The sequence below is a fragment of the Caballeronia sordidicola genome (genome assembly GCF_002220365.1).
GTDB classification, from domain to species: domain Bacteria; phylum Pseudomonadota; class Gammaproteobacteria; order Burkholderiales; family Burkholderiaceae; genus Caballeronia; species Caballeronia sordidicola_C.
Genome location: NZ_MTHB01000076.1, coordinates 91,983 through 106,484, shown reverse-complemented (window position 1 = coordinate 106,484; position 14,502 = coordinate 91,983). Strand labels below are relative to the sequence as shown.

Below are 14,502 nucleotides of genomic sequence, written 5' to 3'. Positions count from 1 at the left end.
ACCGGATTCAGGCAGGCATGAAAGATCGCTATCTCGACTTCGTCAATTCCCCGTTCGGCGCGAGCGTCGCGCGCTCCATCGGCTTGCCTCAGCCGGAAGTATTGCGGCGGCACGCACAAGGACGCGCGGAATTCGATGGTATAGCAGCGATCGGAGCGGGCCCGTCGCCCACGCTGTTCGAGCCGCTGCTTGCTCTGTTGACTGGCCTCGGCATGACGAGCGTTGCTCACGAAAGCGCACTCGGCTGGTTGCCGGTCGCGGCAAGACATGGCGCCATGAGCGGACGCTTCGAACCGCGCTCGCCCGGCGCGGCACCGAACGATCAGGTGCAGGCGCTGATTTTCGACGCCACGGGTATCACCGACAGCACGCAACTGCATGCGCTCTACGGCTTCTTCCACGATGCCATCCGCTCGGTGGCGAAGAGCGGCCGTATCGTCGTACTCGGACGGCAGCCCCAATCGTGCACCTCGCCGCGAGCATGGACCGCGCAACGGGCGCTGGAAGGCATGACACGTTCGCTCGGCAAGGAAGCGCGCGGGGGTATCTCTTCGAATCTGATTCAGGTCGAGCCAGGCGCCGATATTGATGGGGCGCTGCGTTTCCTGCTCTCGCCGCGCTCGGCGTATGTGTCGGGGCAAGTCGTGCATATCGACACCACACCGGTCACGCAGCCCGCCGACTGGAACCAGCCGCTCGCGGGCAAACGTGCGCTCGTGACGGGCGCGGCACGCGGTATTGGTGCGGCGATCGCGCAGGTCCTCGCCGATCGTGGCGCGCACGTGATCGGACTGGATGTCCCTCAAGCACAAGACGCGCTCGACCAGACCATGCTCGCGCTGGAAGATGCATGGCCGTCGCAAGGGGCACACACGGCTATCGTCGCAGATATCGCCGCGCCCGAAGCGCCTGAGACCATCGCGGCTGCGCTGCTGGCCATGGGTGGTATCGATATCGTCGTGCACAACGCCGGCATCACGCGCGACAAGACGATCGCGAAGATGACCGAAGCCGCGTGGGACAGCGTAATCGATGTAAATCTCTCGGCGCAGGAACGCATAGACGACTTGCTGCTCGATCAGAACGTGCTGCATGCAGGCGGCCGGATCATAGCGGTATCGTCGATCAGTGGCATTGCCGGCAATCTCGGCCAGACCAACTACGCGACCTCGAAGGCCGGCGTGATCGGTCGCGTGCAAAGCATGGTGGAAGCGCTGCGCGCACGGGGCATCACGATCAATGCGGTGGCGCCCGGGTTCATTGAAACGCAGATGACCGCCCGGATTCCGCTGGGACTTCGCGAAGCCGGACGACGCATGAATTCGATGAGCCAGGGCGGCCAGCCCGTGGACGTAGCAGAGACGATCGCGTGGCTCGCCAGTCCCGCTTGCGCCGGCATAACCGGCAACGTGGTGCGCGTGTGCGGACAAAGCCTGATCGGAGCATGACCATGGGCATGCCGCTTCCGTCAGACTCGCCGTCAGGCTCGCCACGCATGCGCACGGTGATCCTGGAGTCGCTGCCGCCACCCGCGAAACTCTATGGCCGTGCGCTGCAGGGTATTTTCAAGCGCGCGGAGGGAGTGGCCGATCTACCGCCGCTGCGCCTCGTGCGCCCAAGCGTGACACTGGATCCCGAACAGATCGGCCGCTATGCGCGCGTATGCGGTTTTATCCCCGAGCAAGGCGTGCCTGTGACCTTCCCTCACGTGATGGCGTTCCCACTGCATCTGATGCTGCTCACCGATCCCGTGTTTCCATGGCCCGCGATGGGTCTCGTGCATGTATCGAACAGCGTACGCCTGCGGCGCACGCTGTACTCGGGACAGGCATTACGCATTGAAGTGGAAAGCGGCGCACTGGTGGCTCACGACAAGGGCCAGGCGTTCACGCTGCATACTCGTATCTATCGCGGCGGTGAAGCGGTCTGGGATGCGGACAGTGTGTATCTGAAGCGGGGTGTCGCGGGTCGCGGTCATGCTTCTGTTGCTCAGGCCGACACCGTGCCGCCCCCACTGGTCCGTGAAGCACGCTGGCAGCTTCCTGCACAACTCGGCCGCAATTATGCAAAAGCGTCCGGTGACTTCAACCCGATTCATCTGCACGCCCTTTCGGCGAAAGCGTTCGGCTTTCCGCGCGCCATCGCGCATGGCATGTGGACGCTCGGACGCACGCTCGCGGCGCTGCAACCGTCGAAGCAACTGGGTGCCGCTGATGTGCAGGGCGACTTCAAGTCGCCCATTCTCCTGCCCGCTGAAACCACGTTGTGGACCGCCGCTTCATCGGCGACGGAACGCGCCTTTGAAGTGCGCGATCTGGCAGGTGAGCGATTGCATCTGCGCGGCCGCTTCGAGTGGGAATTGCCATGATTCGCGCCCGCGCCATGGACGAACGCTGCGATTTGGTTGCCGTCTTATACACAATCATACGGCATCCTAAACTACCGATGCCGGCTGAAACCGATGTTGAAGCGCCCACCGTATCCCTCGACGAGACCTCATCATGACTGTGAGCGCCCTTCCCGCTGTCCGTCGCGTGGCAATCCTCGGCAGCAACCGGATTCCGTTCGCCCGCTCCAACACGGCGTACTCGACGGCATCGAACCAGGACATGCTGACGTTCGCCCTGCAAGGCCTTATTGACCGATACGACCTGCACGGCCTGCGACTCGGCGAAGTCGCGGCGGGGGCCGTGATCAAGCATTCACGCGACTTCAATCTCACTCGCGAGGCGTTGCTCTCCACCACCCTCGCCCGGGAAACGCCCGCCTACGACGTGAGCCAGGCATGCGGAACGGGTCTTGAAACCGCGATCCTGGTCGCGAACAAAATCGCGCTCGGGCAGATCGATGTGGGCATTGCAGGTGGAGTGGATACGACCTCGGACGCGCCTATTGGCGTGAACGAGCGGATGCGCAAGATCCTGCTCGAAGCGAACCGCGGCAAGTCCACGGCACAGCGCATGAGCGCGCTGGCGAAGCTGCGGCCCGCCATGTTGATCAAACCCGCGCTGCCGCGTAACAGCGAACCTCGTACCGGCCTTTCAATGGGCGAACATTGCGAGCTGATGGCCAAGCGCTGGAAAATATCGCGTGAGGCGCAGGACGAGCTTGCGCTCGACAGTCATCGAAAGCTGGCGGCAGCGTACGAGCGCGGTTTTTTCAACGACCTGATGACACCGTACAAAGGCCTTTCACACGACAACATCCTGCGGCCGGATCTCACGGCCGAGCGACTCGCCGCGCTGAAACCCGTCTTCGACCGCGACGCCGGGACGCTCACGGCCGGCAATTCCACACCGCTCACCGATGGCGCGTCGGCGGTGTTGCTGGCATCGGAGGAATGGGCGGCCGCACGAAACTTGCCCGTGCTCGCTTATCTCACGCTCTCGGCAACCGCAGCCGTCGATTTCTTCGACAAGAAAGAAGGCCTCCTGATGGCGCCCGCTTACGCCGTGCCACGGTTGCTCGAACGTGCGGGACTTGAGCTTCGCGACTTCGATTTCTACGAGATCCATGAGGCATTCGCGGCGCAGGTACTGTGCACGCTCGCGGCGTGGGAAGACGAAGAATACTGCCGCACGAAGCTAGGCCTCGACGGCCCGTTCGGGTCGATCGAGCGCAGCCGCATGAATCTCAATGGCGGATCGCTGGCAACGGGTCATCCGTTCGCGGCGACCGGAGGACGGATCGTGGGAACCCTTGCCAAGATGCTGGCGATACTGGCACGGGCGCCCGGCGACACGCGTACATACCGCGGGCTCATCTCCATCTGCGCGGCGGGCGGACAGGGGGTAGTCGCCATTCTCGAAAGTTGATGCCGGCTGGCAGGCCACGCAGGTTTGTCGCTGGAGACCATCTGAGGAATCTGAAGATAAAACGCGTCGCCTGGGAATTTCTGGCCGCGGCGACCCGTTCTAAGACAAGGAAAGGTTTTCGCCGTGAACTGCGCGACGCCAAAGCAGCCAAAGCAGAACGAATGGACCACGGAGAATTTCATGCATCGAGCACGACAGCGCCGCCCAAACCGCATGCCGATCCGCGCAAGTGCTTGGGTCCCGAGTCTGCTGGCTGCCCTCGCCCTGTCAGCCATCTCCATACCCGTGAACGCGCAGGAGGCGGCCAGCACGGCCACGGCCGCATTGCCAACGTCCGCCGCCACCTCCGCGGCCGGTCCGGCGCTCTCCGCAGGCGCCACGAGTACACCGCCGAAAACGCCAGCGGCGCAGGTCGGCAAACTTCCGCTAGATGGCCAGGTCCGCTGGCTGAGCCGCGCCGCACTGAGTGGCATGCTTGCCAACATGAGCGACGCGGCGCTCGTGTCGCTGTTCAAATCGCTTGATCCGCTGGCGCTGCCACGCTATCTGAAGAACGGCCCGAATGGTTATCCGTCGTATGAGTTCACCATGCTGCGGCGTGAGCGTATCCACGGCAACTGGCCGGATCAGGCGGATCACATGCTGGTGCGTGTGACGCGCGATCCGCTGCGGGTCTACGCAAAATGGCTGCCGGACGGCGCACACGCGGGCCAGGAGATTCTCTACGACGAAACCGCGCGCCCCAACGAAATGTACGGCCATCTGGGCGGAGTACTAAAGGTGTTTGCGCTTTGGACGTCACTCAACGGCACGCTCGCGCGCTCGCAATCCCGGCATTCTGTCCGCGATCTTGGTACCGAATACATCACCCAGCAGTTCCTGGCCGAAGGCAAGAAATTCGCCGACGCAGGGGTCACGCGCGCCAACGACATCGAAGTAAAAACGATCGATGGCGCCCGCGTGGTCACCTTCACTTACGAAACCCCTTCTGGACAGCCCGCGTTCTATGCAAAGAAAGAAATTCTTGGACTGGACCTGAGGCGGCCGTATTTCCGGACGGCAGAATCCTTCGACAACGACGGCAAGATCTTTGAAAGCATCGTGTTCCAGAACATCGCGCCCAAGACATTCGACGACGCCGCGTTCAACCCCAGGAACCCCGCTTACAATTTTTAATCTCATCAATCACAATTTTTAGCCTCGCCAATCGTCTCCATAGCAGGCGCACGCGTGGCATTTGGTCTGTTTTAAGTTTCGCCTAAGAGTTGATCGATACCCTTGCCCAACTTTATCGAAACTTCACGCGCCGCTGTAGGGTGCGATCGACGCGCTGCACGACACAAAGACAAAGCATTAACGAAAGGAGTTCGTCATGAACCTCCGCAACGCATCGGCTCCTGTGCGGGCCATCAAACGATTACTCAGCCACCATGAAATCGCCACGCTGCTGTTGCTGCTGCACGCGCCGATCGACGTGATGGCCGCGCCCCCCGACGTTGCCTCGCTGAGCGAATACGGCTACGTGGAGATGGTGACCCCGACCCCGGGCGAGTCCAAGTTCCGCCTGACCGACGACGGCAATGCCGTGCTGCGTGGGCTCGGTATCAAGTAAATCCGGCCAGGCCGCTATTCACGAACAGACCCGTTCACGCTGCCGGTTCACGCTCCACCCCGCATCGCGATCTCTGGAATAATCGATTGAGTGACGCTTTCCTTCAATCGACAGGAGATTTGCAATGCCAACTGCACTACCCGCTTCAATGCCTGGTCCCCGGCCCAGACTTGCACGCGTTCTGCTGACCAACGACGATGGTATCGACGCGCCCGGGCTTGCCGTCCTCGAAGCGGTGGCCAACGAACTCGCGGACGAAGTGTGGATCGTCGCCCCGGAGCACGACCAAAGCGGCACGTCGCATTCCATCAGCCTGCATTCGCCGCTGCGCGTGAGCGAACATGGCAAGCGCCGCTTCGGCGTGCTTGGCACCCCGGGTGATTGCGTGGTGATGGCCGTGCGGCATCTGATGCAGGACGCCCCGCCCACGCTAGTGCTGTCGGGCATCAACCGCGGCGGCAACCTGGGTGTGGAAACCATGTTTTCCGGCACGGTCGGCGCGGCCATGACGGGCTTGCTGCTCGGCTTGCCATCCATTGCATTGAGCCAGACCTTCAGTGACCGCGACAACGTGCGCTGGGATACCGCGCGCGCACTCGCGCCCGGTGTGATCCGCTCACTGCTTGCCATCGAGCATGATGCGCCGACCTGCTTCAACGTGAATTTTCCGGATATAGACGCCGCGCTGGCAGGCCCGCTCACCCCGACTCGCCAGGGTGTGGGACTGGTGGAAGGTATAGACGTCCTGCCGCAAACCGATCCGCGTGGCCTGCAATATCACTGGCTGCGTTTTCAGCGCGGACCGCGTGAGAACGCGGCCGACAGCGAGACATCGGTGGTCGCATCGGGACGCGTGTCGGTGACACCGCTGCAATTCGAACGCACCGACGAACGCACATTCGCTGTGTTGACGAAGGCACTGGCGTAGAAGTCAGACCAAGCGGACAGCGGCGAAAGCATTGGGCGCGTTGGATTCAACACTGCCGCCTACAACGTCTCAACCCACGACGCGCGTTTCAGGCTCTTCGTCGAAGATCTGGAACTTGCGCATTTTTTCCCACAGCACCTTGCGGCTAATGCCCAGGTGACTCGCCGTGTCCTGGCGCCGCCAGCCGTTCGCTTCCAACGCGGCCAGCACACGGTTACGCTCGTTCATGTCCCACTTGCTGCGATCAACCAGCACTTCGGCGCTCAGCTCAGGCGGGACTGGCTGCGAGGTGCGGGCAAGCGCGAGCAGCCGCTGCAACCGAGCGGTGTCCCACGATCCTACTTGCCGCACGGTCACGCCTATGCGCTCCGCCAGATTGCGCAACTCGCGGACGTTGCCGGGGAAATAACTGTCAGCGACAGCATCGGCCAGCCAGTACGGCAACTCGGGTAAGGTCGCGAGCTTTTCCTGCCCCACCACCTGCGCGATGAACGACTTGAACAACGCAATCTTGTCAATCGCCCCGCGTTCCTCCAGCGACGGAATTTTCAACTCGATCACCGCCAGCCGATAGTAAAGATCCGCGCGGAATTCACCGTCCTTCACCAGTTGCGGCAGGCTCTTGTGAGTCGCCGCGACCAGCCGGAAATCCACCTTGACCGGCGTGGGCGAACCAATCCGCGTGACCGCACTGTCCTCCAGCACGCGCAATAACTTGACCTGCTGATAGAGCGGCATATCGCCGATTTCATCGAGAAACAGCGTGCCGCCGTCGGCCTGCTCGAAGTAGCCTTTGTGCGCGATCACGGCGCCGGTGAACGAGCCTTTCGCGTGACCGAAGAACAGCGATTCGAACAAGCCATCAGGAATCGCGCCGCAGTTGACCGGCACGAACGGCCCCTCGGAAAAACGCTTGTGTTGCTCGTGCAGCATCTGCGCAATACGTTCCTTGCCCACACCGGTTTCGCCATGCACGAGCACACTGGTATCGCAATCAGCGAAGGTCTGCACTTCGTGCAGCAATGCCTGCATGCACTCCGCATTCGCGATCAGGGCGCTCGATTCCTGCGCTTGCTCCCCATGCGCACGCAGTTGCTGCGCAAGCTTCGCCACCATCCGGCGCAACTCGGCGCCGGTGAAATCGAGCGGCAGGATGTGCGAATAATCAGTGGGGAAAACGCTGGTGTCGCGCTCACGCGGCGCCGCACCCACCCAGATCACCGGCATGCCGCGATGCGCTTCCCAATCGCGCAACGCGAAGGCGCCCGTGTCTATCACGCTCACACTCACGATCGCGATTGCCTGGCGTTGCGCATCCTGGCCCGCGGCTATCGACATGCCGTCGGCGCGGATCACATCGACTTCGAAACTCGACATGCAGCGCACCACCTGCTCGACGATATCGGCCTTGCCTTCCCACACGTATATGTCGAGGTCATCGATTTTTGTCGCTGGTCTCATTGATCGAGTCTCATGGGTTGCATCTGTTGGCTTGGCAGCCGGTTGCGTGTGTTTATTGGTTGCGTTCGTTACGTGCGTTAGGTGCGTTACGTGCATTCGTTACATTGTTAACGGCGCCGGTTGGCCTTCGGTTCAGTCATGCAATCAATATTGAAGCTGTGACTGGCCACATGCCAGCGACAGGTCATGCACGGTGCTCACCCCGATCTGTGCACCGAGCAGTTGCAGAACAGGCATAAGGACCGTGTCCAGTGCATTAAATACAGGAGTCAGGAGAGGCAGGACGAAACTCAGTAGCGCCTGGCCAACGGGCGAGCTAATGGGAAGCGATGCCCCGAGTACGTTCAAGGTCAGCCCGTTCCCCGCGGACAGCTGCGTAGCGAAACTCGACGTCGCGTTGTACAACACGCCACCCACCTGGTTCGAGTTCGTCGTCTGATAATCATCAGTATTACCAACAATGCCATCAAAAGTCAGAGAAGAGGCACTTTTGACGACGGCGGGAAGCGATGTGGCCATCGTGATCGTGACAATGTTTGCCACATTGACAAGCTTCGCCGGCGAGCAACTGTAAGGGGCCGTCGCCGATAGGTTGGTCGGCGTTTCGCCTATGCAGACATTCGCGATGCCGGTCTGAACGCCCACCACCGAGTTGCTTGCTGACTGAGTCGAGAGGCACTGCGTGGAAACAAGCCACGCAGTGCCGGTTCCCACATAGACGTTGATTGGCAAGATCACTATCGGTGGCGAAAGAAGCCCCAACAGCCCCAACTGCAGCCCCGGCAACCCTCCGAGCGTCACCTTGAGAAACGCCCGCACCTGTGCTGTCGTGGCACTCGTGCGCCACGCGCCTGCCGGCGTCTGCCCGGCCTCGCCTATCGCCAGCACCGGAGGCTGGATAACTTGGACCTGCAATGTCGCCGTCGCCACTCCAAGGTTCAGACCCGTCGACACATTTACAGCAGACTTCCCCGCCTGTGCGATGTCGGCCGCGACGAACAACGCGTCCAGCGGGCTGATGGTTGCAGTGAGCGCGGACTGCGTATCGGCGAGGCTGACTTGCAGCAGGCCCGTTGCGCCATTCACCGCGCCTATGGGAAAGGTCTGCGAGCTGGGAATATTCGCGCTCGCGAAAGCCTGCAGCGCACCAAGTGCGAGGGACAGATTCGCATTGGCAACCCGGGTATTCTGCAACGCGGTGACCATGAGATTGACGAATTGCGCCGCGGTTACGTTCATCGCGAGCAATTGGCTCACTGTGCCCACACCCGCTGCCGTCACAAGGTCCCCGATCTTGATACGCGATTGCGCCAGCCCCGCGTAACCTAACGCCGATATCTGCGCCGTGTTGATATTCGTCCCGAGCAAGGCGTTCAGCAGACCTGTAATGACCGTCGGATCAACGTTTGCCGTCGTCGTGCCGATCGTGAATGCCCCCACGTTGACGGCTTGCGCGAGCCCGGTTGCACTGACTAGCTGCCCTGCTCCCAGGAAGAAATAAGGCACTTGCTTCGACACGGTCACCTGCACTGCGTTGCTGGGCGTAGCGTTCGCTGCATAGTAGTTCGGCCCCGCATAAAGCGTCGGGTCCCAGCGCCCGCAGGTCGTGGTAATCGAGTTGCCTGACGCCGACGCGTTAAAGCCATTCGCGCCCGCGCTGCCGAGCGCGGTAGTCGGGGCGCGCGAGCAGGCGTTGTCGACCACCTGCGCGCCCGCGTTCGCCGCCATGTCCGCCACGCTCTGCAAGACGCGTCGTTGATAAAACACACTACCTACATCGATAGCACCTAGTGCCACGACCGCCACCAGCAGCCAGAAAGCCGCCAACATGCTCGCCACGCCGCGCTGCCGTTTGGGGCCGCGCGGTGTCTGTCTGCCAGGCGATGTCGGAAAGCGTTTCATATCAGTTCGACGTTGCGCCGCCTATCGCGCCGCCGACCGTGCCCACCGACGAATCCAGATGTTCCGGAATCGGATGGTCGAAGGACTTCAGGTAACGCGCGTACGCAGCACTCGCTTCCGCACCCAGCATCGGCTGTGCCGGTGCCGCCAACTGGCCGCTTCGCTGTAACTCGAGCATGGATAGTGTGGCATCGCCAATCAGCGTCGCATGATGGGTCACAGCAACGGTTTTTACCGGAACCGCCGGTTGTGCCTGTGCGTGTGCCTGCTGCTGAATCTCTACCGCTGCCGACGATTCCTGCGACGTCAACGGTGTCTGCGTCTGCGCCGCCGCGCTGGTGGTAATCGCCACCGAGCACACCCTGGCGACCGATCCCGCAGTCAGGGCGATCATCCTGCACGACCCTCGCCTCGTCCGATATTCATTCATGGTTCTTCCCCTCACCGTGCGACCAGTTGCGGTTGTTTTCCCGACATCGCGCCGGATGGATCGATCGTCTGGGTCAGCGGCAATTGCGCGTTGAGCAAAGAATCGACCGTCTCCGGCGCGCGGGCCATAGGAACGCGCGCGTGCTCGGTTGCCGCCGCTGCGACCTCGGCCGCCCGTGCGTGCGTAGCTTGTGTCGAAGCCGCCGCAATGCGCTGCGCATCCGCACGAATCGCCTGCTGCACTTCCGGCGAAAATTTCTGCTGGGCGATCAGCCCCTGCGCCGCGGCGGCCTGACCGTCGGCTAGCAGGAACAGCGCGACGTTGCTGAGAATCTTCGGATTGTCCTGCGCCAACTCCGCGGCTTTCATCAGCGGTACCCGAGCGCCCGCCACATCGCCCAGACGCAAGCGCGCGTAACCCAGATCCGATAGTGTGAGAGCGTCGGTTGGCTGCAGGCGCGTGGCGGTATCTAACGCTTCGGAAGCCTTATCAAATTGCCCTGCCGCTCCAGCCAGCAAACCGAGACCGCGATACCCCCGCGCCGCCAGCGGCGTGTTCAGCAATTTCGTGTAGGCATGGGCGCTGCCTTGAGCCTGGCCAGTCTGGCGCAAGGCGTCGGCACGCAGGAGCGTGGTATCCGGGGTCGGACCGTACTGCTTTTCGTACGCGTCAATATGCGCAAGCGATGCATAGAACAACCCCTGCGACTGCATCCGGTCGATCAGAGCGAGATACATGCCGGGTGTATCGGGCGCGTCCTGCTTCTGCTGCGATTGCTGAAGCGCGGCTTCGCGCTCCGCCTGTATGCCGACCCCATAACCACTTTCCATCTTCGACGCGCAGCCGCCCAGGCCTGCGAAAACGGAACAGGCAAGCATCAGGACGACAGTGCACAAGCGGTTCTCGATTGCGATCAATTTCATGGCGACTCTCTTGAACGTCTCTTCAACGTCTATCTATGCATCGTGGACAGCGAATGGAACACGGCGACAAATCCCGGACCGGCTGTCATGATCAACAGCGCGGGCAGCAAGGTCACGACCATCACGCCGGTCATCTTCACAGTCAATGCGCCGGTCCGTTCACGCAACGTCGCGCGGCGCGACTCGCGCAACCGGTCGCCGAACTGGCGCAGCGGTTCCTGTACCGCGCCACCGTGTTTGTCGACCTGGACCACCAGCCGCATCACGGCATTCAGGTCGTCGCTTTCATAGCTCGTCGCGAGCCGGCTCAGCGACTGCTCACGCGTACGTCCGGTGGTGAACTGCCGGTGCGCCAGCGCCAGTTCCTGCGAGAACACCGGCAGCACAGTCGCGAAGTCGTTGATCATCACTTGCAGGGTTTGATCGAGAGACAGGCCGACGCCTTGCAGCAAACGCAGCAAGTCGACGAACATCGGTAACTCGCTCGCTACCGCGCGTTGACGCGCTTTCGCGCGGCGCCGCACGAACCACTTCGGCAACATGAACCCGAGAGCGAGCCCAGCGATCATCCACACGGCGAGCCGGGGCTCCCCGTTGAACCAGGCCAGCGCAAGCAGTAGCAGCAGCGCGGCGCAGCCAATCCGCGCCGCGAAGAAACGCGCGCGCGCGTTGGCATCGAGGAAACCGCATCGATCCAGCAATCGCCGGTCTTCAGGCGCAACCACGATTGCACCGAACGGCGTGTCCAGCCAACCCACCGCCACACGGCTGAGCACATCGGCCAAGCGCGACAGGGGGCCGCCTTTGGGCCGCCCGCGCCCCGCGTCTGCCGCATCCCGCGCGTCCATTGTCTGGCGCGTCTGCTTGCCCGATGCAATCGCACGTGCCGCCGAGCTGGCCGCGCGTTGATCGAGCGCGTGGTCGAGCGTGCGCGCGCTGCGCTGCATGCGCGCGAGGCCCGTGAATGCGAGCACGCCCAACAAAGCACAGCCCAGCGCAGCGACGAGCAGGGCAAGGGCGAACACGGTGTGAGCGGTCATGATCAATCCTTCAGGCGCGCCATGCGGTAAAGCAGGAAAGCGCCGAGAACTTGCAGCCCCAACGCCACGTACACGAGGCGCTGGCCAAATGCATCGGACCACATCGCCTGGAAGTACGACGGGTTGGAGATCATCACGAAGCCGCCCAGCAGCGCTGGCAACAGCCCGAGCACCCAGGCGGACAAACGCGTCTCGGTGGACAGCGCAATCAGTTCGCGCTCGGCCTGTTCGAGATCGCGCATCAGGGTGGCCATGCGCTCGAGCATCACGTCGGAGCGGCCGCCGTATTTCACCGAGATGCGCAGCACCGACCCGACCAGTTCCAGCTCGCGCACGCGATACACCGAGGCCGCGTGCTTGAGCGCCACATCAATTTCGATGCCCGAGCGCAACATCCGCGAGACCCGGTCGAGGCAGTCGCGCAATGGCGCGTCGCTGGTTGTCAGCGCGGCCTGGAACGCGGCGGGCACACTGTTGCCAATAGTGATGAGCCGCACGATGCCGTCGAGGAATACGGGCAACTGGCGCGAGATGCGCTGATAGCGTTTTTGTGCGCGCCATGAGAGAAATGCAAACGCGCAGAACACCCCAACGACGACGAAACACAGCGCAACCATCCAATGCGTACGTACGCCGACCCAGCACGCTCCCGGCAGGATCACTGCACCGGTGCCCAACAAAAAGGTGCGCGCACTGGAAATGCCCGCGCGGCTCATCAGATTGCCCAAGCCATAAGCCATGCGCGCCTGCAGGTGTCGCATATTCTCGCGAACGCCGCGCTGCATGGCATTCGGCGGCAAAGCGGAGGGAGCGGCAGAACGCGTGCGCTGGCTGTTCTGGGCGGGCGCCTTTCCCGATGTCGCACCCTGCACTGACGCCACGCGCCGGTCGACAAAACGGTCTGTCAGCGCGCGTTCGCGGTTCTCCTGCGCGCGCTGCCACAGCAGCAGCCCGCCAGCCGCGCACAGCAGCGCCACGACCAGGACGAGACCGATACCGCTAGACATTGAAGCCTCCCCCGGAGCGCCCGAAACCGCCGCCACCGCCGCCTCGTCCGAAGCCGTCGTTGAAGCCGTCGTTGAAGCTGTCCGCGCCCCTGTCGTTGCCAAGGGACTGGCGATACTTGGCAAGCTTCGGCGAGCTCGGATGAATGCCGAGCGAGATCCAGTTGTCCTGCTCCTCGCCGCCTTCCATGATCGGCTCGTACCGGTACAACTCCTGCGTCGCGACAATGTTGTCCGACAGCCCCGTCACTTCCGTGATCGACAAAATCCGCCGCCGCCCATTGGACAAACGCCCGATCTGCACAATGAAGTCGATGGCGTTCGCAATCTGCCGCCGCAAGCTCGACTCCGTGCCCTGGAAGCCTGCAAACCCCGCCAGCATCTCGAGCCGGTAAAGACATTCGCGTGCCGAACTCGCGTGGACAGTGCCCATCGAACCGTCGTGGCCGGTGTTCATGGCCTGCAGCATTTCCAGCACTTCGCCGCCGCGTACCTCACCCACGATGATCCTGTCCGGACGCATCCGCAGCGTATTGCGCAAGAGGTCGCGAATGGACACCACACCCGCGCCGTCAAAACCACCCGGACGGCTTTCCAGCCGCACCACGTGTGGATGATTGAGTGAGAGTTCGGCGGTGTCTTCTATCGTCACCACGCGCTCGTGCTTCGGAATAAAAAACGCGAGCGCATTGAGCAACGAGGTCTTGCCCGAACTCGTCCCGCCCGACACCAGCACGTTGCAGCGCGCAGCAACCGCCGCGTCGAGCAGCCCGCAAATCTCCTGATCGAAGGTCCCGTTCGCGAGCAGGTCGTCGGGGCGCAGGGGGTCGCGACGGAACTTTCGTATCGATACCACCGGTCCGTCGAGCGACAGCGGTTCTATCACCACGTTCACCCGGCCCCCGTCGGGCAAGCGAGCATCGACCATCGGATTGGATTCGTCCAGCCGGCGTCCGATCGGAGCGAGAATCCGCCGGACAATTCGCAGCAAATGCGCGTTGTCCGCGAAGCGCACAGGGATCTTCACCAGCATGCCGTGACGCGAGACATAGACGTCGTCGAAGCCGTTGATGAGGATGTCCTCCACGGCGGTATCCGCGAGCAGATCCTCGATCGGCCCGAAGCCCGCCAACTCTTTCGTCAGGGCCTCCGCAACCAGCCGCACTTCGCTCTCGTTCAGCGGAATGCGCCGCATCCTGACGAAGCCGTCGATCTCCAGGTCAACGAACTGCTGGATCGCCTGGCGCGACCAGCGTCCGAACTCCGCGCCCAGCTCTTCAATCCGCGTGAGCAGATGTTCATGCGCCGCGTTCTTGATGTCCTGAAACTGCTGCGTATGCGCGAACGAAGTGGCGTCGTCGGCGAACTCGATGTCTTTTGCCATCGT

The 14,502-nt window shown here is 62.5% G+C and carries 13 protein-coding genes; 6 read left to right on the top strand and 7 right to left on the bottom strand.

Features of this window, described 5'->3' with window-relative positions:
- Window positions 1–17 precede the first annotated feature (17 nt).
- The 6 genes from BSU04_RS12940 to surE all read left to right on the top strand — a co-directional run bounded on the left by BSU04_RS12940 (window position 18) and on the right by surE (window position 6,355).
- Entirely contained in the window at window positions 18–1,448 is a 1,431-nt protein-coding gene (locus BSU04_RS12940) for a 3-oxoacyl-ACP reductase (protein WP_089160966.1), read from the top strand.
- A gap of 2 nt (window positions 1,449–1,450) precedes the next feature.
- Window positions 1,451–2,368, top strand: a complete 918-nt coding sequence (locus tag BSU04_RS12935) for a MaoC family dehydratase (RefSeq protein WP_256982624.1) — start codon at window positions 1,451–1,453, stop codon at window positions 2,366–2,368.
- 133 nt (window positions 2,369–2,501) lie between these two features.
- Complete coding sequence (locus BSU04_RS12930; protein ID WP_089160965.1) at window positions 2,502–3,815, top strand: acetyl-CoA C-acetyltransferase; 1,314 nt, start codon at window positions 2,502–2,504, stop codon at window positions 3,813–3,815.
- Window positions 3,816–3,995: 180 nt separating this feature from the next.
- The gene (locus tag BSU04_RS12925; protein ID WP_256982623.1) at window positions 3,996–4,991 is read left to right on the top strand and encodes a DUF1571 domain-containing protein; all 996 of its coding nucleotides are present in this window, start codon (window positions 3,996–3,998) and stop codon (window positions 4,989–4,991) included.
- A gap of 196 nt (window positions 4,992–5,187) precedes the next feature.
- Window positions 5,188–5,427 (top strand): hypothetical protein, encoded by a 240-nt coding sequence (locus BSU04_RS12920; RefSeq protein ID WP_089160964.1) that lies wholly within the window; start codon window positions 5,188–5,190, stop codon window positions 5,425–5,427.
- A 124-nt stretch (window positions 5,428–5,551) separates the two neighbouring features.
- Entirely contained in the window at window positions 5,552–6,355 is an 804-nt protein-coding gene (gene surE / locus BSU04_RS12915; RefSeq protein WP_256982621.1) for a 5'/3'-nucleotidase SurE, read from the top strand.
- A 69-nt stretch (window positions 6,356–6,424) separates the two neighbouring features.
- Here surE and BSU04_RS12910 read toward each other — a convergent pair whose 3' ends face one another.
- The 7 genes from BSU04_RS12910 to BSU04_RS12880 form a co-directional block, all read right to left on the bottom strand.
- Entirely contained in the window at window positions 6,425–7,816 is a 1,392-nt protein-coding gene (locus BSU04_RS12910) for a sigma 54-interacting transcriptional regulator (protein ID WP_089160962.1), read from the bottom strand.
- A gap of 144 nt (window positions 7,817–7,960) precedes the next feature.
- A complete protein-coding gene (locus BSU04_RS12905; RefSeq protein WP_089160961.1) occupies window positions 7,961–9,718 on the bottom strand; it encodes a TadG family pilus assembly protein in 1,758 nt (585 codons plus the stop codon).
- A gap of 1 nt (window position 9,719) precedes the next feature.
- Window positions 9,720–10,148: a DUF3613 domain-containing protein gene (locus BSU04_RS12900; RefSeq protein WP_256982619.1), complete on the bottom strand. Its 429-nt coding sequence runs from the start codon at window positions 10,146–10,148 to the stop codon at window positions 9,720–9,722.
- 11 nt (window positions 10,149–10,159) lie between these two features.
- Window positions 10,160–11,071, bottom strand: coding sequence for a pilus assembly protein (locus BSU04_RS12895; protein WP_373452826.1), 912 nt, complete (start codon window positions 11,069–11,071; stop codon window positions 10,160–10,162).
- Window positions 11,072–11,100: 29 nt separating this feature from the next.
- Window positions 11,101–12,111 carry a type II secretion system F family protein gene (locus BSU04_RS12890; protein WP_089160959.1) on the bottom strand — a complete coding sequence of 337 codons (1,011 nt, stop codon included), beginning with the start codon at window positions 12,109–12,111 and terminating at the stop codon, window positions 11,101–11,103.
- A 2-nt stretch (window positions 12,112–12,113) separates the two neighbouring features.
- Window positions 12,114–13,118 carry a type II secretion system F family protein gene (locus BSU04_RS12885; protein ID WP_089160958.1) on the bottom strand — a complete coding sequence of 335 codons (1,005 nt, stop codon included), beginning with the start codon at window positions 13,116–13,118 and terminating at the stop codon, window positions 12,114–12,116.
- A complete protein-coding gene (locus BSU04_RS12880; RefSeq protein WP_089160957.1) occupies window positions 13,111–14,499 on the bottom strand; it encodes a CpaF family protein in 1,389 nt (462 codons plus the stop codon). Before BSU04_RS12880 ends, BSU04_RS12885 begins: the two co-directional genes overlap by 8 nt.
- Between the last annotated feature and the right edge of the window lie 3 nt (window positions 14,500–14,502).